19 protein-coding genes and 1 tRNA gene are annotated in these 22,627 nt (G+C 66.4%); 13 read left to right on the forward strand and 7 right to left on the reverse strand.

Annotation, left to right across the window (positions count from 1 at the left end):
• Positions 1 to 201: 201 nt before the first annotated feature.
• From KNJ79_RS10825 to KNJ79_RS10840, 4 genes are read left to right on the forward strand one after another with little or no spacing between them, the layout of a single operon-like run.
• Positions 202 to 1,473: a heavy-metal-associated domain-containing protein gene (locus KNJ79_RS10825; RefSeq protein ID WP_317151072.1), complete on the forward strand. Its 1,272-nt coding sequence runs from the start codon at positions 202 to 204 to the stop codon at positions 1,471 to 1,473.
• On the forward strand, positions 1,473 to 2,132 hold the full coding sequence (locus tag KNJ79_RS10830) for an HdaA/DnaA family protein (RefSeq protein ID WP_089214574.1): 660 nt from the start codon (positions 1,473 to 1,475) through the stop codon (positions 2,130 to 2,132). The genes KNJ79_RS10825 and KNJ79_RS10830 overlap by 1 nt, the downstream gene beginning before the upstream one ends.
• 5 nt (positions 2,133 to 2,137) lie before the next feature.
• A complete protein-coding gene (locus KNJ79_RS10835) occupies positions 2,138 to 4,309 on the forward strand; it encodes an RNA degradosome polyphosphate kinase (RefSeq protein ID WP_317153909.1) in 2,172 nt (723 codons plus the stop codon).
• Positions 4,302 to 5,771, forward strand: coding sequence for a Ppx/GppA family phosphatase (locus tag KNJ79_RS10840; RefSeq protein ID WP_317151073.1), 1,470 nt, complete (start codon positions 4,302 to 4,304; stop codon positions 5,769 to 5,771). Before KNJ79_RS10835 ends, KNJ79_RS10840 begins: the two co-directional genes overlap by 8 nt.
• A 3-nt stretch (positions 5,772 to 5,774) precedes the next feature.
• Here KNJ79_RS10840 and rnd read toward each other — a convergent pair whose 3' ends face one another.
• The gene (rnd, locus tag KNJ79_RS10845) at positions 5,775 to 6,962 is read right to left on the reverse strand and encodes a ribonuclease D (protein ID WP_317151074.1); all 1,188 of its coding nucleotides are present in this window, start codon (positions 6,960 to 6,962) and stop codon (positions 5,775 to 5,777) included.
• 107 nt (positions 6,963 to 7,069) lie between these two features.
• Between rnd and KNJ79_RS10850 the strand changes: the two genes are divergently transcribed.
• Together KNJ79_RS10850 and KNJ79_RS10855 are read left to right on the forward strand one after the other, a co-directional pair.
• Complete coding sequence (locus tag KNJ79_RS10850) at positions 7,070 to 7,399, forward strand: hypothetical protein (RefSeq protein ID WP_170935421.1); 330 nt, start codon at positions 7,070 to 7,072, stop codon at positions 7,397 to 7,399.
• Positions 7,399 to 8,910 (forward strand): FAD-binding protein, encoded by a 1,512-nt coding sequence (locus KNJ79_RS10855; RefSeq protein WP_317151075.1) that lies wholly within the window; start codon positions 7,399 to 7,401, stop codon positions 8,908 to 8,910. Before KNJ79_RS10850 ends, KNJ79_RS10855 begins: the two co-directional genes overlap by 1 nt.
• 8 nt (positions 8,911 to 8,918) lie before the next feature.
• Here KNJ79_RS10855 and KNJ79_RS10860 read toward each other — a convergent pair whose 3' ends face one another.
• Complete coding sequence (locus tag KNJ79_RS10860) at positions 8,919 to 9,167, reverse strand: hypothetical protein (protein WP_317151076.1); 249 nt, start codon at positions 9,165 to 9,167, stop codon at positions 8,919 to 8,921.
• Between the two features lie 144 nt (positions 9,168 to 9,311).
• On the opposite strand from KNJ79_RS10860, the gene aspS reads away from it, so the two are divergent.
• The 6 genes from aspS to KNJ79_RS10890 all read left to right on the forward strand — a co-directional run bounded on the left by aspS (position 9,312) and on the right by KNJ79_RS10890 (position 14,204).
• Positions 9,312 to 11,093 (forward strand): aspartate--tRNA ligase, encoded by a 1,782-nt coding sequence (aspS, locus tag KNJ79_RS10865; protein WP_317153910.1) that lies wholly within the window; start codon positions 9,312 to 9,314, stop codon positions 11,091 to 11,093.
• 39 nt (positions 11,094 to 11,132) lie between these two features.
• Positions 11,133 to 11,468 carry a hypothetical protein gene (locus KNJ79_RS10870; protein WP_317151077.1) on the forward strand — a complete coding sequence of 112 codons (336 nt, stop codon included), beginning with the start codon at positions 11,133 to 11,135 and terminating at the stop codon, positions 11,466 to 11,468.
• Positions 11,465 to 11,851 (forward strand): type II toxin-antitoxin system VapC family toxin, encoded by a 387-nt coding sequence (locus KNJ79_RS10875; RefSeq protein WP_089214580.1) that lies wholly within the window; start codon positions 11,465 to 11,467, stop codon positions 11,849 to 11,851. Before KNJ79_RS10870 ends, KNJ79_RS10875 begins: the two co-directional genes overlap by 4 nt.
• 11 nt (positions 11,852 to 11,862) lie before the next feature.
• A complete protein-coding gene (locus KNJ79_RS10880) occupies positions 11,863 to 12,759 on the forward strand; it encodes an alpha/beta fold hydrolase (RefSeq protein WP_317151078.1) in 897 nt (298 codons plus the stop codon).
• A 59-nt stretch (positions 12,760 to 12,818) separates the two neighbouring features.
• Positions 12,819 to 13,604: a polyphosphate kinase 2 family protein gene (locus tag KNJ79_RS10885; protein ID WP_317151079.1), complete on the forward strand. Its 786-nt coding sequence runs from the start codon at positions 12,819 to 12,821 to the stop codon at positions 13,602 to 13,604.
• Between the two features lie 63 nt (positions 13,605 to 13,667).
• Positions 13,668 to 14,204 carry a J domain-containing protein gene (locus KNJ79_RS10890; protein WP_089214583.1) on the forward strand — a complete coding sequence of 179 codons (537 nt, stop codon included), beginning with the start codon at positions 13,668 to 13,670 and terminating at the stop codon, positions 14,202 to 14,204.
• 2 nt (positions 14,205 to 14,206) lie between these two features.
• Here the strand turns inward: KNJ79_RS10890 and KNJ79_RS10895 are convergent, their stop codons facing one another.
• From KNJ79_RS10895 to KNJ79_RS10910, 4 genes are all read right to left on the reverse strand, one after another.
• Positions 14,207 to 16,600 carry a TonB-dependent receptor gene (locus tag KNJ79_RS10895; protein ID WP_317151080.1) on the reverse strand — a complete coding sequence of 798 codons (2,394 nt, stop codon included), beginning with the start codon at positions 16,598 to 16,600 and terminating at the stop codon, positions 14,207 to 14,209.
• Between the two features lies 1 nt (position 16,601).
• Positions 16,602 to 17,534, reverse strand: a complete 933-nt coding sequence (locus tag KNJ79_RS10900; protein ID WP_317151081.1) for a FecR family protein — start codon at positions 17,532 to 17,534, stop codon at positions 16,602 to 16,604.
• Positions 17,524 to 18,138, reverse strand: a complete 615-nt coding sequence (locus tag KNJ79_RS10905) for an RNA polymerase sigma factor (protein ID WP_317151082.1) — start codon at positions 18,136 to 18,138, stop codon at positions 17,524 to 17,526. Before KNJ79_RS10905 ends, KNJ79_RS10900 begins: the two co-directional genes overlap by 11 nt.
• 191 nt (positions 18,139 to 18,329) lie before the next feature.
• A complete protein-coding gene (locus tag KNJ79_RS10910) occupies positions 18,330 to 21,533 on the reverse strand; it encodes an autotransporter outer membrane beta-barrel domain-containing protein (RefSeq protein WP_317151083.1) in 3,204 nt (1,067 codons plus the stop codon).
• 180 nt (positions 21,534 to 21,713) lie between these two features.
• On the opposite strand from KNJ79_RS10910, the gene KNJ79_RS10915 reads away from it, so the two are divergent.
• Positions 21,714 to 22,427, forward strand: a complete 714-nt coding sequence (locus KNJ79_RS10915) for a 2OG-Fe(II) oxygenase (RefSeq protein ID WP_317151084.1) — start codon at positions 21,714 to 21,716, stop codon at positions 22,425 to 22,427.
• 1 nt (position 22,428) lies between these two features.
• Here KNJ79_RS10915 and KNJ79_RS10920 read toward each other — a convergent pair.
• Positions 22,429 to 22,518: transfer RNA gene (locus tag KNJ79_RS10920), tRNA-Ser, on the reverse strand.
• Positions 22,519 to 22,627: the final 109 nt, after the last annotated feature.

Consider the following 22,627-nt stretch of genomic DNA (forward strand, 5'->3'; position numbering starts at 1 on the left):
GCTTCACGCAAAATGGCAAAAGGTGGTTATCGCAGCTTGGCACTGAGGACATTGACAGGAATCGTCATTGCGAGGAGCGAAGCGACGCGGCAATCCAGAGCTTGCGCAAGCCGCCCTGGATTGCTTCGCTCCGCTCGCAATGACGAAGGACGTGAATCCGGCGTCGTCAGCTATTTGGTCGGGATAAGGCATTAGGACATCATGATTTCGGCCGCACTTCCTCGCTTTCGCTCCGGTTTTCCACGATCGGCTCTCCGCCGCGACTGGCGCCTGTTTGCGCTCGCCGGCCTGCTGATCGCGCTGCTCGTTACGGGGATCGTTCAGGGGCAGATCGCGCGCGGTGACCGCGGCATCACGCCGATCAACAGCAGCGGCGACTTTCTGACGAGCGGCATCAAGATCGACGTGACCGCGAAAAATGCGGAGGAAGCGCGCGAACTCGGCTGGCGCGAGGCGCAGCGCAAGGGCTGGGCGCAGCTCTATCGCAAGACGAACGGCAGCGACGGCCCGGCGCTCGGCGATTCGGTGCTCGACGGCATCGTCACCGCGATCGTCGTCGAAAAGGAAGAATTCGGCCCGCGCCGCTATGTCGCGACCCTCGGCGTCCAGTTCGACCGCGTGCGCGCGGGGCAGATTCTGGGGGTCAGCGGCCGCACACTGCGCTCGCCGCCGCTGCTCGTCATTCCGGTCTATTCGATCGCGGGCATTCCGCAGGTCTTCGAACGGCGCAGCGAATGGCAGCGCGCGTGGGCCGAATATAATACGGGGCAAAGCGCGATCGACTATGTCCGCACCGCGGGAACGGGCGCCGATACCCTGCTCATCAACGCGGGGCAGGTGGGCCGCCGGGGCCGTGTGTGGTGGCGCGTCATTCTCGATCAATATGGCGCCGCTGACGTGCTGATACCGACCGCGCGCATCGAATACAGCTATCCGGGCGGTCCGATCACCGGCCATTTCGCCGCGCGTTTCGGCCCCGACGACGAATTGCTCGGCACCTTCACCATGACGGGCCCCAGCACCCGCGCGCTTCCCGACATGATGGAAAAGGCGGTGGCGCGGATGGACCGCATCTACACCGACGCGCTCGCGGCGGGCACGCTCAGGACCGACCGCTATCTCGTCCTCGAAAAGCCGGTCGAGGTCGAGGATCTGCCCGAAGAAACGATCGGGGACGACGCCCTCGCCGGCGAGATCGACGTCAGCGTCCTGCCGCCGGCGACGCCGCAGCCCGGCGTCGCGAGCTTCACCGTCCAATATGCCTCGCCCGACGTCGAATCGGTGTCGGCGACCGAGCGCGCGGTGGGCGCGGTTCCCGGCGTGCAGTCGGCCTCGACCACCAGCCTCGCGCTCGGCGGCACGTCGGTGATGCGCGTGTCCTTCCGCGGCGACATCGCCGCGCTCAAGGCGGCGCTCGAAGCGCGCGGCTACGAGGTCCAGCAAGGCGGCAACACGCTTCGGATCAACCGCTGATGGCGCGCGCATCGGGCCAATTTGCGCTGCCGCTCGACTGGAGCGCGGGCGGCGCCAACGACGGTCCGCTGATCGTCGGGGCGAGCAACGCCGATGCCGTGCGCTATCTTCAGCATGTCGCGACCTGGCCGGTCCGCACCGCGATCCTCGTCGGCCCGCCGCGATCGGGACGCAGCCTGATCGGGCGCATCTTCGCCCGCGAAACCGGCGGCCGCGTGATCGACGGCGCGAAAAGCGTGTCGGAGGAGGAGATGTTCCATGCGTGGAACGCGGCGCAGGCGAGCGGCACGCCGCTGCTCGTGATCGCCGATACCCCGCCATCCGCGTGGAATATCGGGCTTCCCGACCTCGCCTCGCGGCTGCGCGCGGTGCCCGTGCTCACCATCGGCGAGCCCGACGACTGCCTCGCCCGCGATCTCATAGAGGCGCTGTTCGCGCAGCGCGGCATGACGATCTCACCCGAAATTCCGTCCTATGTCGTGCCGCGGATGGAGCGCAGCTATGCGATGATTCACCGCGTCGTCGATGCCCTCGATTCGGCCTCGCTCGCGCAGGGGCGGCGGATCGGGGTTCGTCTCGCGCGTGAAACATTGCTGTCACAGGGGCTGATCGACCCCGATTTGCTGGAGCGGGATTCGCGCTCTTCACCGGCAGGATGACCCCCATGTCGCAGACCGAAACGCCGCTGCACGCCGACTTCGAACCCGACACCGCCCCGCCGGCCTTCGGGCCCGACCGCTTCTTCAACCGCGAACTTTCGTGGCTCGCCTTCAACCGGCGGGTGATGGAGGAAGCGCGCAATCCCGCGCACCCGCTGCTCGAACGCCTGCGCTTCCTGTCGATCTCGGGCAGCAATCTCGACGAATTCTTCATGGTTCGCGTCGCGGGGCTCAAGGGACAGCAGCTTCAGGGGATCGACGACCGCTCGGCCGACGGCCGCACGCCGGGCCAGCAGCTCGCCGAAATCGAGGCCGAGGTGAACCGCCTCGTCGACCAGCAGCAGAGCGAATGGCAATATCTCCACGGCCAACTCGCCGAACAGGGGGTGATCGTCCACGGCGACGGGTCCGACGCGGCAGCGCTCCGCGCCTCGCTGCGCCAATATTTCGTCGACCAGATTTTTCCGATCCTGACCCCGCAGGTCCTCGACCCCGCGCATCCCTTTCCCTTCGTGCCCAACCGCGGGCTCGGCATCATCTTCGACCTGGAGCGCAAGGCGACGGGCGACACGGTGCGCGAGCTGGTGATGATCCCGGCGTCGCTGCCGCGCTTCGTGCCGGTGCCGGGCGAAGAAACAGGCTTCGTCCCGGTCGAATATCTCATCGAAATCTTCGGCGACCTGCTCTTTCCGGGCTATGCCATCCGCTCGCGCGGCGTGTTCCGCGTCATTCGCGACAGCGACATCGAAATCGAGGAAGAGGCCGAGGATCTGGTGCGCCTGTTCCGCACCGCGATCCGCCGCCGCCGCCGCGGCCGCGTCATCCTGCTCGAACTCGCCGCCGACATGCCGGGCGAGCTTGCCGAGGTGCTGCACGCCGACATTCAGGGGCACGAGGCGATCGTCGCCAAGATCGCCGGTTTCGTCGGGCTCGCGGCGCTTTCGGCGATCGTCGACGTCGATCGCCCCGACCTCAAATTCCCGGCCTATTCGCCGCGTTTTCCCGAACGAATCCGCGAACATGGCGGCGATTGTTTCGCTGCGATCCGGTCGAAGGACATCGTCGTTCACCACCCCTATGAGAGCTTCGACGTCGTGCTCTCCTTTCTGCGCCAGGCCGCGGCCGACCCCGACGTCATCGCGATCAAGCAGACGCTCTATCGCGCCGGCAACCAGTCGCCGGTGATCCGCGCGCTGATCGAGGCGGCCGAGGCGGGCAAGTCGGTGACCGCGGTGGTCGAACTCAAGGCGCGCTTCGACGAAGAGCAGAATCTCCTCTGGGCGAACCAGCTTGAGCGCGCGGGCGTGCAGGTCGTCTATGGCTTCATCGAGTGGAAGACCCACGCCAAGATTTCGATGGTCGTGCGCCGCGAAGGGCAGGGCTATCGCACCTACTGCCATTTCGGGACCGGCAATTATCACCCGATCACCGCACGCATCTACACCGATTTGAGCTTCTTCACCGCCGATCCGCGCGCGGGGCGCGATGCGGCGCAGCTCTTCAACTATATCACCGGCTATGTCGAGCCCGATCACCTCGAAATGGTCATCATGTCGCCGCTCAATATGCGGAAAAGCCTGTGCAAGCTGGTCGATGACGAGATTCGGGCGGCGCGCGCCGGGCGGCCGTCGGGGGTGTGGGCGAAGATGAACAGCATCGTCGATCCCGACATCATCGACAAGCTCTACGAAGCGAGCATGGCGGGGGTGCCGATCGAGCTCAGCGTGCGCGGCATCTGCTGCCTGCGTCCCGGCGTGCCGGGCCTGTCGGAGACGATCCGCGTCAAGTCGGTCGTCGGCCGCTTCCTCGAGCATAGCCGCATCTGGGCCTTCGCGGGCGGCGCGGCGCTGCCGCACCAGCGCGCGAAACTCTATATCTCGAGCGCCGACTGGATGCCGCGCAACTTCGACCGGCGCGTCGAATATATGATCCCGATCGAAAATCCGACCGTCCACGACCAGATATTGGACCAGGTGCTCGTCGCGAACTTCATCGACAATGAACAAAGCTGGGAACTTCAGCCCGACGGCACCTATCTGCGCTTAACTCCGGGCGACAAGCCATTTAATCTACACCATTATTTTATGAACAACCCCTCGCTCTCGGGCCGCGGCACCGCGCTCCACAAACGCCACGACGTCCCGACCCTCGCCTTCGATATGCGCGAAGATGGATAAAATCCGCGCCCACCGCTCCGCCGTCATCGACATCGGCTCCAACTCCGTCCGTCTCGTCGTCTATGAAGGTCCGGCGCGCGCGCCCGCGGTCATCTTCAACGAAAAAGTCGCCGCCGGCCTCGGCCGCGGCCTCTCGATCGACGGCCGTATCGCCGACGAGGATGCAATGCGCGGTCTGGTGGCGCTGCGCCGCTACGCGCTGCTTGCGCGGCACATGGAGGTGAAGGATCTGCAATGCGTCGCCACCGCCGCGGTGCGCGACGCGACCAACGGCGCCGATTTCATCGCCGGCGCCGCTGAAGCGGGCCTCAAAATCCGCCTGTTGTCGGGCGAGGAGGAAGCCGAAGCCGCCGGTTGCGGCGTCCTGTCGGCGATCCCCGAGGCGCGTGGCATTGCCGTCGATCTCGGCGGCGGCAGCCTCGAACTGGCTGAGGTTGCGGGTGGCGAGATCGGCCGCTGTGCATCCTTTCCGCTCGGCGTGCTGCGCCTGCCGGCGCTGCGCAGGGACGGGCAACAGGCGTTCGAGCGCGCGGTCCGCAAGATGTTGAGGGCGGCGGGCTGGCCGGGGAACCTGACCGGTTCGCCGCTCTATCTCGTTGGCGGCTCGTGGCGCGCGCTCGCGCGCCTCGACCTCGACCTTACCAAGGATCCGCTCGCGGTGCTCGACCAGCATCGCCTGCCGCGCAGCGCGTTGCGCCGTCTGCTCCGCGCGACCAAGCGACTGAGCTTTGACGAGCTCAAGGCGATCCCCGGGATGGCATCGAACCGCGCCGCGACGCTGCCCGACGCCGCGGCGCTGCTCGCAGCGCTCGTCAATATCATCGACGTGCCCGAGATGACCGTGTCATCGTCGGGCCTGCGCGAAGGCTTGCTCTATCAGGCGCTCGACAGAAAGGTGCGCGCGCAGGACCCGCTGATCGTCGCCGCCGAATTCGAAGGCCGCCGCCTCGCGCGTTTTACCCCGCACGGCCGCGCGATCGCCCACTGGATCGCGCCGCTCTTCGCCAGCGAATCACCCGCCGACGCCCGCATCCGGCTTGCGGCGAGCCTGCTCAGCGATGTCGCATGGTCGGCGAACCCCGATTTCCGCGCCGAGCGCGGCACCGAGATCGGTCTGCACGGCAATTGGCGCGGAATCGATATCGAGGGGCGCATCCTGCTCGCACGCGCACTCCACGCAGGTTTCGGCGGCGCCGATGCCGATTTTCCGCCAATGGGGACGCTGGTTCGCGAGGAACGGCTGGCGCGCGCCCGGCAATGGGGCATCGCGATCCGCCTCGCCCAGCGCTTGACCGGCGGCGTCGAGGCGCCGCTGAAGGCGAGCGCGATCGCCGAAACCGACGGCAAGCTGACGCTCAGCCTCGATCCGGGCTGGCATCATCTTGTCGGCGAATCGGTCGAACGGCGGCTGCGCTCGCTGGCGCAGGCGCTCGACACCAAGCCCGAGATCCGGCTCCTTTGAGGGTCAGTCGGCGGTAGCGGGAACGGGTTCGATCCGGCTCATCAACAGCTTGCCGTCCTTGACCGCGAAGCCCATCCGCCCCTCGACAAGGTCGAGCGCGGCATGACCGAAAACCTCATACCGCCAGCCCTGCATCATCGGAATATCGTCGCGTCGCCCGGCGGCAAGCGCTTCGAGGTCGTCGCTGCGCGCGATCAGCCGCGCCGCAACATTGAGTTCGCGCGCGCGGATTTTGAGCAAGAGCTTGAGCAGGTCGGCGACGAGCGCACCTTCCTTGCCCAGCCCCGGCCCGCGCGGCACGCGGTCGGGCATATCGTCCTTCGACAGCGGGGCGGCGGAATCGAGCGCCTGCATCAGGCGGCCGCCGATATCGTTCGATTTCCACGTCGCGGACAGCCCGCGCACGCGGCCGAGCCCGTCCTGATCCTTCGGCGGATGCGCGGCGAGGTCGGCGAGCGTCTCGTCCTTGACGATGCGCCCGCGCGGCAGATTCTTGTTCCGCGCCTCGCGCTCGCGCCATGCGGCGAGCGCCTTCAACCGCCCGAGCACATCGGGCTTGCGCGACGGCATCTTGATCCGCTGCCACGCCCGCTCCGGATCGACCGCATAGTTCGCCGGGTCCGCGAGTTTTTCCATTTCTTCGTCGAGCCAATGCCCGCGGCCGGTTTTCACCAGCTTCTTGAGCATCATCGGGAAAATCTTCGCGAGATGGGTGACGTCGCCGATCGCATAGTCGATCTGCCGCTTGTCGAGCGGCCGCCGGCTCCAGTCGGTGAAGCGAGCGCCCTTGTCGAGATGCACGCCGAGCCATGCTTCGACAAGGTTCGAATAGCCGACCTGTTCGGCCTGGCCGAGCGCCATCTGGCCGATCTGCGTGTCGAAGATCGGGTGCGGCGTCTTGCCGGTCATATTGAAGATGATTTCGACATCCTGCCCGCCGGCGTGGAAGACCTTCAATATCTCTTCGTTGTCGACGAGCAGGTCGAGCAGCGGGGCAAGGTCGATGCCCGGCGCCATCGGGTCGATCGCGGCGGCGTGCGCGTTGTCGGCGACCTGGATCAGACAGAGTTCGGGCCAGAAAGTATTCTCCCGCATGAACTCGGTATCGACCGCGATGAAATCGCTGTCCCGGATCAGATCGCAAAATTCGATGAGCGCTTCGCTGGACTCGATTAACGGATGGACTTGCATGTCGCGCCTATACAGCTAGTTGATGCGGACGGGCAGGAAAAATTGTCCAAATCTCTTCGGGTCGCGCAGCCGGAATACCGGCATGGGGTAAACAGAAGGGGTTTGTCATGTTGTGGGTCGGTTGGGGGGTCGCCCTCCTCGCGCTCGCGCTGCTCGCGGGGCAATATGCCGCCGGACAGGCGGATATGTTCGTCTCGATCGCCAATCCGCGACCGCTCGACGAAGATCATATGGTGGTGACGCTGAAAGGATGGGGATTCGCGAGCAAGGCCGCGCAGCCCTTCCTTGCCGGCGCTTCCGACTTCGGACTGTCCGATGTGCGCGTCTATGCCACGCGGCGCCAGATGCTGAAGTCGATCGCCAGCTTCGGCTTTGTGCGGCCAGTGACCGTCGCGTGGCGCGCCCATGCCGGCATCCAGCCGCTCGGGGACGCCTGATGCCGATCGTGCAGCTGGGCGATCCGGGGCGATGGACCAATTATCACGGCACCGGCTTTTGCCGCGACGCGGCGCGCTTCGACCTGCGCAGCGGCGATGCGCAGCGCGGGCGCGACGAACTCGCGATCGCGGCGGCGGCGGTGCAGGACTGGCTCGGACGCGCCAGGGCCGAAGGCAAGCGCGTGCGTCCGCTCGGCGCGGGCTGGTCGCCCTCTAACATCAACATATGCGCCGACGGCTGGCTGCTCCACACGCGCCGCTTCAACCGCTGTTTCCGGATCGCGCAGGACGACGTGCGACCCGGCATCGACGCCGCGAGGCTGATGCTCGTCGAAGCCGGCGCGCTGGTCGACGAGGTTTCGGACAAGCTCGAGGAGCAGGGGCGCTCATTGTGGACGAGCGGGGCGGGCAACGGCCAGACCTTTGCCGGCGCCTGCGCCACCGGAACCCACGGTTCGATGGTCGCGCGCGGCGGCATTCAGGATCATGTCCGGGCGGTCCAGATCGTCACGCCGCGCGCGGCCTATTGGGTGGAACCCGAAGCAGGCGTGATGACCGACGATTTCATCGCCGCCGCGGGCGCGGTGCCGCTGCGAAACGACGATATTTTCGCCGCGGCGCAGCTTCCGGTCGGATCGCTGGGCATCGTCACCGCGATGGTGGTCGACAGCGTGCCCAAATTCCTCGTTCGGCCGATCCAGAATTTGCGGATCATCGACCGCGATGCGCTCGACTGGCTCGCCGCGGGCGACTTTCGCCGCTTTTCGGTGGCCTATGCGCTCGATCGCGACCCGGCGTTCGTCCAGATGATCGTCAATCCCTATAAGCCTTTCAGGCGGCCCGCGATGCTGCGCTTTCTCTATCGCGAGGACTGGCGCCCCGACTATCCGCGCGCGACGCCGGGCGAGCTGGGCGTCGGCTATGATGCGTTGAGCCTGCTCGGCCGTTTCCTCGACGATTATCCGTTCGCGCGTGGCGCGCTGCTGCAATTTGCGATGAAGCGCGGCTATGCGAGCGGACCCGATGTCGACGATCCGCCGGTCTATGGCAGCTGGGGGGAGGGGCTCGACACGCACCGCCCGCTCGCCGACCTGTTCAACGCCTCGGTGACGATCGACCGCGCCGACCTGCCGCATGTCTTCGAACTCGTCTGCCACGCCTATGCGCGGCACGGCGGATCGACGGTGATGACGGTGCGCTTCATGGAGCGCGCGCAAGGTCTGCTCGCGCCCGCGCGCTTCCCGCACAATGCGGTGATCGATTTCGACGGACCGCGCAGCGAGCGCACGGCCAAGGCCTATCAGGCGGTCGTCGACCTGCTCGATGCCGAAGGCGTCGCCTTCACGCGCCATTGGGCCAAAAGCTGCCGGCTCGACGCGGCGCGCGTCGCCGCCGATTATGGCGAGGATCTGCAACGCTGGCTGGCGGCGCGCAACCGGCTGATCCCCGATCCGGCGGATCGCGCCCTGTTCCGCAGCGAAGTGCTCGACGGGCTGGGCCTGACCTGCTGACGCGGCGGTCAGCGCAAGCGGCGGACCAGACGCTTGACGCCGGCAATGAGCAGCCGCTGCGCAACGATGCCCACCACCACGCCGGCAAGCTTGCGACCGGGATGCGCGGGCTCGGCCGAGGGGGAGGCTTCGGCGGCTGTCACTGCCTCCGGTTTGCCCGGCTTCGGCGGCGTCGATTTGGGCTTTGCGCGAACCGCCTTGCCCGCTGCCTTGACTGGTTTTGCCATCGCCACCCCTTTCGATTTCGGCGCGCGCATCGAAACGGTTCCGCCGTGCGCTGTCAACCGCGGCGGGCGAAAATCCCTTGGCGCCCCTTGACAAAAGCCGCTTTGCCCTGCCTTAGGCGCGCCATGTCTGCGCGCTGATTTTCCGCGCGTCTCCAACACATGAAAGACCGAATGATGCACGCCTATCGCACCCATAATTGCGGCCAGCTTCGCAGCCAGGATGTCGGCCAGACGGTCCGCCTGTCGGGCTGGGTGCATCGCAAGCGCGACCATGGCGGGCTGCTCTTCGTCGACCTGCGCGATCACTACGGGGTGACCCAGATCGTCGCCGACAGCAGCGATCCCGCCTTTGCGACGCTCGATGCGCTGCGCTCCGAAAGCGTCGTGACCATTACCGGCGACGTCGTCGCGCGCTCGGCCGAGACGGTCAATGCGAGCCTGCCGACCGGTGAGATCGAGGTTCGCGCGCGCGAAGTCGCGGTGCAGTCGTCGGCAGCCGAACTGCCGCTGCCGGTCGCGGGCGAGCAGGACTATCCCGAGGACATTCGCCTTAAATACCGCTTCCTCGACCTGCGCCGTGAACGGCTGCACGCCAATATCCTGCTCCGCTCGAACGTGATCGCGAGCCTGCGCCGCCGCATGGTCGATCAAGGCTTCACCGAATATCAGACACCGATTCTGACCGCCTCGTCGCCCGAGGGCGCACGCGACTATCTGGTGCCGAGCCGCGTCCATCCCGGCAAATTCTATGCGCTGCCGCAGGCGCCGCAGATGTTCAAGCAGCTGCTGATGGTCGCGGGCTTCGACCGCTATTTCCAGATCGCGCCCTGTTTCCGCGACGAGGATGCGCGCGCCGACCGCTCGCCCGGCGAATTCTACCAGCTCGATTTCGAGATGAGCTTCGTCACGCAGGACGATGTGTTCAATGCGATCGAGCCCGTGCTCGCAGGGGTGTTCGAGGAATTTGCGAATGGCAAATCGGTGACGCCGGCGGGGCAGTTCCCGCGCATTCCGTATCGCGAGTCGATGCTGAAATATGGCAACGACAAGCCCGACCTCCGCAATCCGCTCATCATCAGCGACGTGTCGGCGCACTTCGCCGGTTCGGGCTTCGGCCGCTTCGCCGACATCGTCGCCGCGGGCGACGTGGTGCGCGCGATTCCTGCGCCCGGAACCGCCGAGAAGAGCCGCAAATTCTTCGACGACATGAACAGCTGGGCGCAGGGCGAGGGTTTTGCCGGCCTTGGCTACGCGACGCGCAAGGGTGGCGAGTGGGGCGGGCCGATCGCCAAGAACCACGGGGCCGACAAGATGGACGCGCTCGCCGCCGAACTCGGCCTCGGCCCCGACGACGGGCTGTTCTTCGCCGCGGGCAAGGAGGCGGTCGCGGCGAAACTCGCGGGATTGGCGCGCACGCGCGTCGCCGAACAGCTGGACCTCATCGACGCGAACAGGTTCGAGCTGTGCTGGATCGTCGACTTCCCGATGTTCGAGGCCGACGAGGAGACGGGCAAGATCGACTTCAGCCACAACCCCTTCTCGATGCCGCAGGGCGAGCTCGAAGCGCTGGAGACGAAGGACCCGCTCGACATTCTCGCATGGCAATATGACATCGTCTGCAACGGCGTCGAACTGTCGTCGGGCGCGATCCGCAACCATCGCCCCGACATCATGTACAAGGCCTTTGAAATTGCGGGCTATAGCCAGGCCGAGGTCGATGCCAATTTCTCCGGCATGATCAACGCCTTCAAATATGGCGCACCGCCGCACGGCGGGTCCGCACCGGGCGTCGATCGGATCGTGATGCTGCTCGCTGACGAGCCCAACATTCGCGAGGTCGTCGTCTTCCCGATGAACCAGAAGGCCGAGGATCTGATGATGGGCGCCCCCGCACCCGTCACCGACAAGCAGCTCAAGGAATTGCATATCCGGCTGGTGGACGGCCCCAAGGGCTGATCTTTGCAGTTCATGTGAAACTGTGCTACACTGTTTCACATGAAGAATGTCACTATCGCGCTCGACGAGGAAACCCATCGCCGCGCGCGCATCCGCGCCGCCGAGTTGGGCACGTCGTTGTCGGCGCTGGTGAAGGCCTATCTGGAACAGCTCGGGAGCGGTGAGACCGCCCCGGCAACGGGAGTGCGCGAGATGCCGACGAGCTTTACGGCGATGCCGCCCGTCGCTTCGGGCGCTCCGCCCAAACCCCGCAAGCCGCGGCAGCCGGGCGCGCTGAAAGGCAAGATCTGGGTCGCCGACGATTTCGATGTTACGCCGGACTGGCTGATCGACGCTTTTGAAGGCAAGGATTCGGACCTGCCCTGGCCCGAATGAGGCTGCTGCTCGACACGCATGTCCTGCTGTGGTGGCTCGGCGATAATCCGCGTCTCGGGCCGGAGGCGCGCGGGCGTTTCCAGCGCGGCGACGACGAGCTTTATGCGAGCATCGCCTCGCTGTGGGAAATCGCGATCAAAAACCGGACGGGAAAGATCGACGCGACGGCATCGCTGATCGCTGCCCATCTTGCCGACTGCGCCATCCCGGTTCTTCCCGTCGAACTCGCACATCTTACCTTGCTCGAGCAATTGCCGCTGATCCATCGCGACCCGTTCGACCGGATGGTGGTCGCGCAGGCGCTGGCGCTGTCGGCCACCGTCATCACCGACGATGCGATGATCGGCGCCTATGGCATTCCCTGCATCGCGGCGGGCAAATAGCAATGCCTCCCATGCGCGAACACCGGCTCGAAACGCCTGAGGGCGACATCTGCTGGTTCGAATGGGGGAGGCGCGGCGCAGCACCTTCATTGCTGCTGCTCCACGCGACCGGCTTTCATGCGCGGCTGTGGGATCAGGTCGTCGCGGCGTTGCCGTCCGGTACACATGTCATTGCCCCCGATCACCGCGGGCACGGACGCAGCTTCAAACCGGCATCGCTGTCCGACTGGGCCACCAATGCAGAGGTGCTGCTGCCGCTGGTCGACCTCTTTGCGGGCACGCCGCTGGTCGGATGCGGGCACAGCATGGGCGGCTATGTTCTCACGCGGCTGGCGGCCGAGCGGTCCCCGGCGTTCGGCCATCTCGTGCTCGTCGATCCGGTGATCATGGCGCCGGCGCTCTATGAAGGCGCGGGCGAGGGGGCGGTGCCCGACCCGGCGCTGCACCCGGTCGCACGGCGGCGCAACCGCTGGGAGGGCGCGGAGGCGATGCGCGCGCGCTTCGCGGATCGCTTGCCCTACAGCCGTTGGCAGCCGCAGGTGCTCGCTGACTATTGCACCTATGGCCTGCTTCCCTCGGCCTCGGGCGAAGGGTTCGAACTCGCCTGTCCGCCCGCACTCGAAGCGTCGATGTACCAGAATGCGCTGCGGACCAATCCCCACCGCTGGCTCAAAGAGCTGGTTGCACCGGTCACGCTGGTCCGCGCGCCAGCGGGAGAACGCGGCGGCGATCTCGACTTTTCGCGAAGCCCGACCTGGCCGGAGCTCGGCACGTATCTCGGCGCGCGACGCGACGAGTTATGGGCGGAAAACAGCCATTTTATCCCGATGGAAGATCCAGCCCGGGTCGCCGCGCTACTGGCCACTTCTGTATCAAAACTGGACGCTTTCGGGCCTCAACAGGGTTAACCGCGTCGCCACTCTTGCACGGCCGTGATAGCAGCCCGGCGAGATCAAAGAGGCACGCGATGACCATCGACCTCGCCGACTATGAGGCCGGCGCGAAACATGAGGGCAAATATGGAGACGACCTGCTCGCGCTGCAGGAACGGCTCGAGCGCGTGCAGGCCGCACATATCACGCATCGTCAACGTAGCGTCATCATGATCGAAGGCTGGGATGCGGCGGGGAAGGGCGGCATCATCCAGCGGATGACCGCGCGGCTCGACCCGCGCTATTTCGAAGTCTGGCCGATCGGCGCGCCGACCGAGGAGGAAAAGGCGCGGCATTTTCTGTGGCGTTTCTGGACGCGCCTGCCCGGCAATCGCGAAATCTCGATCTTCGATCGCAGTTGGTACGGCCGCGTCCTCGTCGAGCGCGTCGAGGGCTTTGCGACCGAAGCCGAATGGCGCAAGGGTTATGACGAGATCAACGAGTTCGAGGCGCAACTCACCGGCAGCCGCACCAACCTCGTCAAACTCTTCATCCATGTAACGCAGGCCGAACAGGACAAGCGCCTCGCCGACCGGCTGAACGATCCGTGGAAGCGCTGGAAGACGGGCATCGAGGATTATCGCAACCGTGCGCGGCGGGCGGATTATCTCGACGCGATGCACGAGATGTTCCGGCTCACCGACACGCGTTGGGCGCCGTGGAAGGTGATCGACGGCAACAACAAGAAGGCGGCGCGGATTGCCGCGCTGACCCATGTTGCCGAAGCGCTGGAGGCCGCGGTGCCGATGACGCCGCCCGATCGCGACCCCGCGCTCGTCGAACTCGCATCAGAGGCGTTTGGCTACAAGGTGAAAGACTAGCCTATCCCCTATTTTGCGGCCCTTCGGCTAGCAATGCGGCGAGCCAGTTGTTACATGGGCGGGATGAGCCGCGCCAAGAGATCCGACGATTGGGGTTTTCCCCGCTGGCGCGCCTATGGAGCGTCGCGCGAGGCGCAGCAGGTCCGCATTTGCGACCGCCACGGCTGCACCCAGCCCGGCAATTGCCCGGCGCCCAAGTCGCCGAACAGCCCCGATCGCTGGTATTTCTGCGAAAGCCACGCCGCCGAATATAATCGCGGCTGGGACTATTTCGCCGGGCTGAGCGCCGAGGAGGCCGCCGAGCGCGCGGCGAGCGAAGCACGCGGCGCGCGCAGCTATGCCCGCGCCCAGCATTATGGCTGGGGCGGCGAGGGCGACGGCAGCCGCAGCGCGGACGAAATGCGCGCGCTTGAGGTGCTGGGGCTCGACCCCGACAGCGATTTCGAAGCCGCAAAGAAAGCGTGGCGCGGCCTGGCCAAGGAATGTCATCCCGACGTCAAGCCGGGCGACGCCGATGCTGCAAAACGCTTCGCCGCCGGGCAGGCCGCCTTCGAGGTGCTCAAGCAGGCCGAAGAGCGCAAGAGCTGGAAGCCCGCGTGACCCTAATAAGCGACGTCGATGGCGACGCGCAGCGTGCGCGGGCGTAGCGGCGTCAGATAACCGTCGCTGCCTTCGACGAAAGGCGTGCCCAGCGCGAAGCGGTTGCCGCGTTCGTCGAGCAGATTGGTAAGCGTCAGCGTCAGCCCGCGACGCGCGTTGCCGACGCGCATTGCAAGGCCGGTATCGACATAGTCGCCCTGGCCCTCGCCGAGCACGGGGCCGATCCCGAGACGCGACGGGCCGATATATTTGGCCCAGCCGTTGACGCGAAACTCCTCGCCGTCGCCGACGATCGTCCAGTAATTGAAGGCTCCGCGAACCGCGTGGCTCGCGACATTGGGAATGCGGCCAAGGCGTGCGGGCGCCGCCATCGCGATCAGCGCGATCTGCGGCGCCAGATCGTCGACCTTGCTCTCGTTATAGACCGCGCCGAGTTCGAACGACAGCTGCCGGGTCGGGCGCACCGCCAGCGCACCCGAGATGCTGGTGATCCGACCGTCGCCGATGTTGGCGGTGCTCGGAAAGCCGCTCGCGTCGATGAAATCGGCCTGGATGTCGCGCCAGCGGCTGTAGGATAGCGAAACATAGGCATCGAATGGCGTCTCGCCGCGCTCGCCGACCCGTACGCCGCCCTCCCAGGTGCGCACCTGATCGTTGCTGAATCGGCGCACGAAATTGCCGTCGATCGCGAGCCCGCCCGGGCGGAATCCTTCCTGGTAACGCGCATATAACGTCAGATTTTCGAGCGGCGTCGCGAGGAGCGAGAAGGAGGGGAGAAGATCGGTTTCGGTGCGATGCGCGGCGATGGCGCGGTTGGCGTCGGCGAGCGCGAAAGGCACGTCCTCGCCGCTGCCGCCGAGCCGCGCGTGTGAGACGCGCACCCCGCCCGTCGCGACGAGGTCGCGGGCGATTTCCACCGTCGCTTCGCCATAGCCGGTGAATTCGGTGACCGTGTTGGCGACCCCGGTGAGCGGCGCCTGGAACATCGCCTCGCCATATTCGCGCCGCTGGCGCGTCCTGTTGTCGACGAAGCTCGCCCCGACGACCCAACCGAGACCATCGTGAAAGGGGCGCGACAGCCGCGTTTCGCTGACGAACATCCGCGTCGCATTATATTGATCGAGCAGCCGCGGCGTTTCACCAACCTTGCCCGCGTCGAAGCGCTCGAACAGCTTGTGGTCGATGAAGGCGCTCGACGACTGCAGGTGCAGCCCGTCCCAATCCTTCGCGATGACGAGCGTACCCATCGCGTAGCGCGCGCGTGCATTCTGCTCGACCATCGAATAGCGGGTGAGCGGCGGGGCGTCCTTGTCCGCATATTGCGCATCGTCGGACGTGATGCGTTGATAGACGCCGCCCAGGTCGATCGTCCAGTCGTCGCCGGCATCGAAGCGAAAGGTCGCGCGCCCCCCGCGCGTATTGACGCGGTTGACGTCATTCTGGCCGCGTAGGGGGTTGTCGATATAGCCACCCTCGGTGAGCATATAGCCAACGAGGCGCAGTGCATGGCCGTTGTCGCCGACGGGCAGGTTGGCGATCGCGCCGATGTCGCCGCCGGGGTCGCCATGCTGCGTTACCGATGCGCCCGCGATCGCCTGGAGTTCGATCGCATCGGGATCGGGTGCGTTGGGGACGACGCGGATGATCCCGCCGAGCGAGCCCGCGCCGTAGAGCGTGCCTTGCGGGCCTTCGAGCACTTCGACATTGTCGACATCATAGAGGCGGAGGTCAGGGTCCGGCGCGTTGTAGCTGAGGCGGATATCGCCGAGATATTGTCCCACCGTCGCCTGTGTCGGGCCGGTGAAGCTCGAATCGGCGATGCCGCGGATGAACAGCTTGTTCCGCCCCGCACCCAAATGGGTCGAGGATATGGTGGCCATGCGCGACAGGATCGATTCGGTGCCGCGCTCGCCGCCGAATGCCAGATCGTCGCCATCCATTGCGGTGACGACGCCGGCGAAGTGCGAATAGGGTGTGTCGGCCTTCGACGCGGTGACGACGATCTCGTCCTCGGGCCTGGCCACCATCGCCGGTGGCGGCGTCGGAGCCGTTGCAGGCGGCGGCGAGGTCGAGCGTTGCGCGACCCTTTGCGCCGGCCGCCGTTCTATGCGCCAGCTTGTCCCGCTGACCCGCACGGCGCGCGCCGCAGTCCCCGCGAGCATCCGCGCCATCGCCTCGCCGACTGGCATCCGTCCGCGCACCGAGCGAACACGGCTTTTCCACAGATCGGCGTCGGCGACGCTGACGCTGACTCCTGCCTGGCGACTGAGCACGGGAAGCGCCGCCGCAAGGCTGCCCGAAGGGACGTCGAATGCGCGCTCTTCGGCCGCCATTGCCTGTGCGGGCAGGGCGATCGCGGCGCCGGCGACGAACAGGGAAAGAAAACCGCGGGTCATCTCAGCGCATCAGCACCCAGCCATCGCCCTGCCGCTCGGCCCGCGTTCCCGAGAGGGCCGCGAGATCGGCCATTGTCCGCGCCCGATCGCGATCTATGACCAGCGCGCCGCGAAAGACGAGCGCTTCGGCATTGGGCGCGATCTCCACGTCGATTCCCGCCGTGCGTTTCAGGTCCGCGGCGACCTCGCCGAGCGGCGCGCCATTATAGACGAGCAGCCCCGTGCGCCAGCCGCCCACGGTGGCGGCTTCGACGTCGTGGACCTGCGGCGCGGCACCGTCGCGCGCTTCGAGTCCCTTGCCCGCCGCGAGACGAACATTCTCGCGCTTCGGATTATAGGCGACGATACCTTCGGAAACGGCGATCGAAATGCGCCGTTCCCCGCGCACAATGTTAAAGGCGGTTCCCAGGTCCACGATCTCGGCCTCGCCAGCTTCGACAACGAACGGATCGGCATCCTTGTGCGTGACATGGAACATCGCTTCGCCGCGCTCGAGCCGCGCGAAGCGCGGGCGGTCGTCGTCGAGAAGGAGCGTGGAGGCCCCGTTGATCTCGATTTTCGATCCATCGGCAAGCGTGATGCTGCGGTGCTCGCCCGCGAGCGTCTCGATCCGCTGCGTGTCGTCGAAAAGGCCAAAGCTCGACACGCCGATCACGCCGACGATCGCCGCGGCCAGCGCGCCGCCCAGCCAGGCGCGGCGCGAGGGACGATGACGGATCGGCTCGGCGTCCCAGACGATCTGCGGCTGCTCGGCGACGGGCAGGGCGTCGAGGTCGGCGTCGAGGCTGGCGAGCGCATCATAAGCGGCAGCATGCGCCGGATCGGCTGCGAGCCAATCGGTGAAGCCGTCCCAGTCGGCAAAGGCGGGATCGCGCTGGCGGATCAGCCAGCCGGCCGCCTCTGCGTCGATGGCAATGGTGGGGTCAGCTTGCATCGAACTGCCTCCGCACGGCCGCAAGCGCGGCATAGACTTTGCGCAAATCGGCTTCGACGGTGCTCAGGCTTACCCCCATTTCGGCGGCTATATCGCGCTGGAGCATTCCGTCGACCCGGAACCGGCGAAAGATACGCGCGGGCCGTTCGCCCGTCGCTGCGATCGCCGCTTCGACGAGCGCCAGCTGCTCGCGCGAGATCAGCGCGCTTTCGGCCGTGGGTTTCTGAACCGCGGCGGCCTCGCCCCATGCCTTGTCGCGCAGCGCGCTCTGCCTTGCCGACCGATAGCGGTCGAGCATCAGATTGTTCGCCGCGCGCATCACATAGGCGAGCGGTTCGCCGATCGGTCCGCTCGCCTTTTCGGTCAAGCGCATCCACAGATCCTGAAACAGATCCTCGGCGGCGTCGCCCGCGCCGCGCACTTCCAGAAACCGGACGATACGCGCGCGGTTGGCGAGCAATACGCCCTCGATGCCATGTGCGGCGTCGGTCCGATCGGTCGCCTGTGTCATATAATATTTGGTTCGCAGCGCCGTCTTTTGTCTGGCGGTGCCGGCGGCGCCGGCCCTGTCCTGCCCCCTGAAACCGCTGTGATATAACGGCATCGCAGCGTCATGCAACCGCAGCGACACAAACCCCTCCGCCACGCGGGCGGAGGGGCGGAGGGGAGAAGCGAGTGCGGTCATCGGTTTGCGACTCCAGAGGCAAGGGGGAAGCAGGGTGAGGGGCGCTTCCCCCTTGCGGAGGCAGGGCCCGCCCGGGGGGATTGGGCGAACCCTGGAAGAGGGCCGGTCCGTTACAGACCGACCTTCAGGCTCGCGCGGAAGGCCCATCCAACATGATTTTGTTGTTCCTCCGCGGAGATTTCGCCACCGACCTGAAAGGCCGAGTTGCCCGCGATCCCGCGCAGGCGGCCGACCCAGCCGCTCGTGCGTTCCGCGGGGACCAGGGTGAAGGGGTCGCCGTCCTTGAACGAGGCGACGGTGGCGCCGAGCGACCCGCCGACGATCTGCCGCCGTCCGCCCTCGAGTTCGAAACGCGTCCAGCCGTCATATTCGTCGGCGCCGCCGAACTCGAGCCCGAGCGCAACGGTGCCGGTAACCGCCAGCTCGTCGCTGTCGCGCGCTCCGACCGTCAGGTCGAGCGCATCGCCGCCGCCGGTTTCGGTGTAACCGTCTTCCTTGAGCTTGTAATAGTCGACCGCGACCGTGGGGCGCAGCGTGAGCCCGCCGAGGCGGCCGTCGTGCGCGACGCTGCCCGAGGCCGAATAGAGCGTGCCGTCCCACTTGCCGCGCATCGTCTTGTCGATGTCCTCGGCGCCGGCCTCGGCGCGGAAGACGCGCGTGCCCTTCATCTTGATCGGCGCGCCCGAAATGCGCGCATTCGCCATCCAGCCGTCCGAGCGCAGCCGCCAGTGCAGCGAGCCTTCGAACTGGCTGGTGGTCACCTGATTGTCGTTGAGGCCATTGCCGTCCTTGCCGTAAAGATAGGCGATCGAACCGCCGAAGCTGCCGACGTCGGTCTTGATTTCGGCGCCGCCCGAAATGCCCCAGCCCGACACGTCATAGCTTGCGGTATCGCCGAGGCTCTTCGACGTGCCCCATACGGCCTGGTTCACCCAATAACCCCATTTGCCCTCGTCCTGATAGGGCGCATTGGGGTCCTGAAGATAGCGGGCGAGCGCGCGTGAGCCGGTGGTGACGGTTTCGAACACGCCTCCTTCATGCTCGGGCAGCATCTGCTGCATCCGCGCGCGGAAGGTATCGCGGTCGGTGATGTCGAGGAACACGCCCTCGATATCCTCGTCGGCGGCAAGCGCGTCGATCACCGCGTTGAAGGCGCCGGCTTCCGAGCGGTTGAGTTCGAGCTCGTCGACGCTCTTGCGCTCGACATCGACGATCAGCTGGGTGCCGGTCGCGGTCAGCTCGCCCTTGAAGAGATAGGGGAGCAGCGTCGTTTCGGTGGTGAGATTGTCGGCGCCGGTCAGAGAGCCTGCGGTGACGACGATATGCTCGCCCTCGGCCTCGTCGAGGCTCGACAGCTTGAGCGCGAGCTTTGAATCTTCGGCAAAGCTCGCATTGCCCGTGACCGTCAGCGCGGTGCCGCCGTCGCCGCCGTCGAGCGTGACCGCCAAAATGCCCTCGTCGGTGACCGACAGCGACGAAATCGTCGCCGCGCCGCCGACGTCGAACGCGCCGCCGTTCACCGCAACCGCAAGCCCCGCCGAATTGGCGAGCGTGCCCGAGAAAACCGCCGATCCGCCGATGGTCAGGCTGTCGGCACCGCCGCCGAAATCGGCCAGGCCGACGAAGCGCGACGAACCTTCCATGGCAAGGCTGTCGTTGCCCGCGCCGAAAGCGACATCGCCGGTGTAGGCGGCATCGCCCGACAATTTCATCTGATCGTCACCGGCGCCGAATCCGGTGTTGCCCGTCACGGTGCCGTCGGCGATGTCGAAAACATCGTCGCCGCCGCCGAAACGGACGTCGCCGGTGATCGAAGGCGCCGTAACGCCCGAGGCGACCGCAACTTGCTTGACCGTCGCGCCCCCGGCGTTCGCCGCCAGGTCGATTGCGATATTCTCGCCATCCTCCTCGGCGCCCTTGGCGCTGATCGCGCCGCTATTCTCGACCAGATCGACGTTGCCCGACAGGTCGACGATCGCGCGCGCCGTCGCAGCCTTGCCGCCGACTTCGGCGTTGATCGTTCCGCTGTTGCGGATCGTCGCGACATGGCTCCCGCTCTCGACGAGGATCGCGGTCGCGACATCGGCGGCATTTTCACCGCCGGTCTTCGCCTCGACCTTGCCCGAAACGCGGATTTCGGGAACCGTCGCACCCGCTCCGATCCGGATCGCGGTTGCCGAAGCATCTTTCGAGATCGCATTGACCGAGCCGCCGACCTTGACGCCGCCCGAAATATCGACCGCGCCGCCGAGCCCGCCGATCTGGAGGCCGGTGGCATCCTTGCCGGCATAGAGCCCGTTGCCGACGACCGTACCGTTGATGATCAGGCCGAAATCGGTCCCGGTGCCCGCAACCGCGCCGATCGTGACGTCGCGGTTGGCCGAGCCGATGCGCATCGCAGGCGCTTCGCCAAACGAGCGGACGGCGGCCGCGCCCTCCTTGTCGTCGTCGATGCCGTCGTCGTCCTCGTCCTTGTCGTCCTTGTCGGCGTCCTTGGGTGCTACGGCGAGGATGACGCCGCCGCTGACATCGCCTTCGATCGACAGCGCCGGCCCGCCCTGAAGCAGGTCGTCGGCGTCGAGCTTCGACGGATCCGACGGCGCCGTGATGAAGCGATAACCGCTCGCGGTGAGCTCGCCCTGGATTTCGAGCGCGCCGCCGATGTCGCCAGTGATCTGTGCGGCCATCGCATTCTCGCCGATCGCGGCGACCTTGCCCGCGATGCGGACGTCGCCGGTCACGTCCTGCAACCCGATGCCGAGCGCGTTATCGCCCAGCACGGACACGGTGCCATTGTTGGTGAACTTGCCCGTCAGCGGGCCGCCGAGACGAATGCCCGCCGAATCATTGCCCTCGACGGTGATCGCGCCTTCGTTGGCAATATTGCCGGCGAAGGCGCCGCCGGTGCCGATGCCGGTGCGGCCGTTGCCGACCGCGAAGGGGCCGTCCTTGTCGCCGTCCTTGTCGATGTCTTCGCCTTCATAGCTTTCGTCGATGACGATCTTGCCGGTGGCACTGTTGGTGATCGACCCGGTGACGCCGGCTTCGGCAAAGATGCCGGTGGCGCCGTTTGCATTGCCGATCTGGATCGTGCCCTCGTTGACGACCTTGTTGTTGCTGTCGATCGTCACCGCGGTGCCGCCGGCCGGCTTGATCGAGCCGTCCTTGGTGATCTTGATGTCGTCGGGCGCGCCCGATTTCACGGTCGAGGTTTTGACCGGCGTCGTCGTCGCGGAATTGATCGTGGTTTCGGCATAAGAAGGCGCGGCCACCATGGCGGCCAGGCAGGTCGATGCCAGCAAAGTCTTGCGCATGAAATTCCTCTTGTGATCGGTCGGGACGTCCTCCCGGGACAATCGCAAGACGGAGCGGCGAGGGCGGGGCCTTGGAAAATTCTCGAGGTTCGTTGCGGCGCGCTTTGATCGCAAGAAGCGGAGCGCAGAGGCGAGACCCGCTGCCTAGGGAGAGCGGCCCGAGATGCTGAGGAGTGCCCCATGCCAGCCGACCCCAACCGCCGTTTTGCTATTCCCGACGCCGCAGGTCTGACCGACGATCTCGATCGCAACGGCTGGCATATTTTGCCGCAGTTGCTGAGCGCCGACGAATGCCACGCCTTGCGGGCGTCCTACGATCGCGACGATCTGTATCGCAGCACCGTTCATATGCAGCGGCACGGCTTTGGTCGCGGTGAATATCGGTACTTTGGCTACCCGCTCCCCGACATGATTGCGGCGCTTCGGCGTAGCTTATACCCACCACTCGCGGCGGTTGCGAACGCCTGGGCCGAGCGGTTGCGGCAGGACGCGGCCTATCCCGCCGGGCACGCGGCTTTTCTCGACGACTGCCGCGAAGCCGGGCAGGCGCGCCCGACGCCGCTGATCCTGCGCTATCGCGCGGGCGACTATAATTGTCTGCATCAGGACCTGTACGGCGCCATGCATTTTCCGCTGCAGGTCGCGATCCTGCTTTCGAAACCCGGCGACGAGTTCGAGGGCGGCGAGTTCGTCCTGACCGAGCAACGACCGCGGATGCAGTCGCGGGCGCAGGTCGTTCCGCTCCGGCAGGGCGATGCGGTCGTGTTCGCGGTCAACGAAGCCCCGCGCATCGGCGCGCGCGGCCCCCATCGCGTCAAGCTTCGGCACGGCGTCAGCGAGGTGCGGCGCGGAGAGCGCTACGCGCTCGGCATCATCTTTCACGATGCGGCATGACTGGCGGACAGGGTGGGATTCGAACCCACGGTGAGCGTGAACCCACGGCGGTTTTCAAGACCGCTGCCTTAAACCACTCGGCCACCTGTCCTCTGCGCGCGACATAGCGCGCGGGCGCGGGGCGGCAAGCCCAAAGATTGCGCGCTCGCTCCGGCGCGGCTTTGACTCGGGCCGTCGCGAGCGGCTCTGGTCAAGGCGGG

The sequence above is a fragment of the Sphingopyxis indica genome (assembly GCF_032879645.1).
Lineage (GTDB): Bacteria > Pseudomonadota > Alphaproteobacteria > Sphingomonadales > Sphingomonadaceae > Sphingopyxis > Sphingopyxis indica.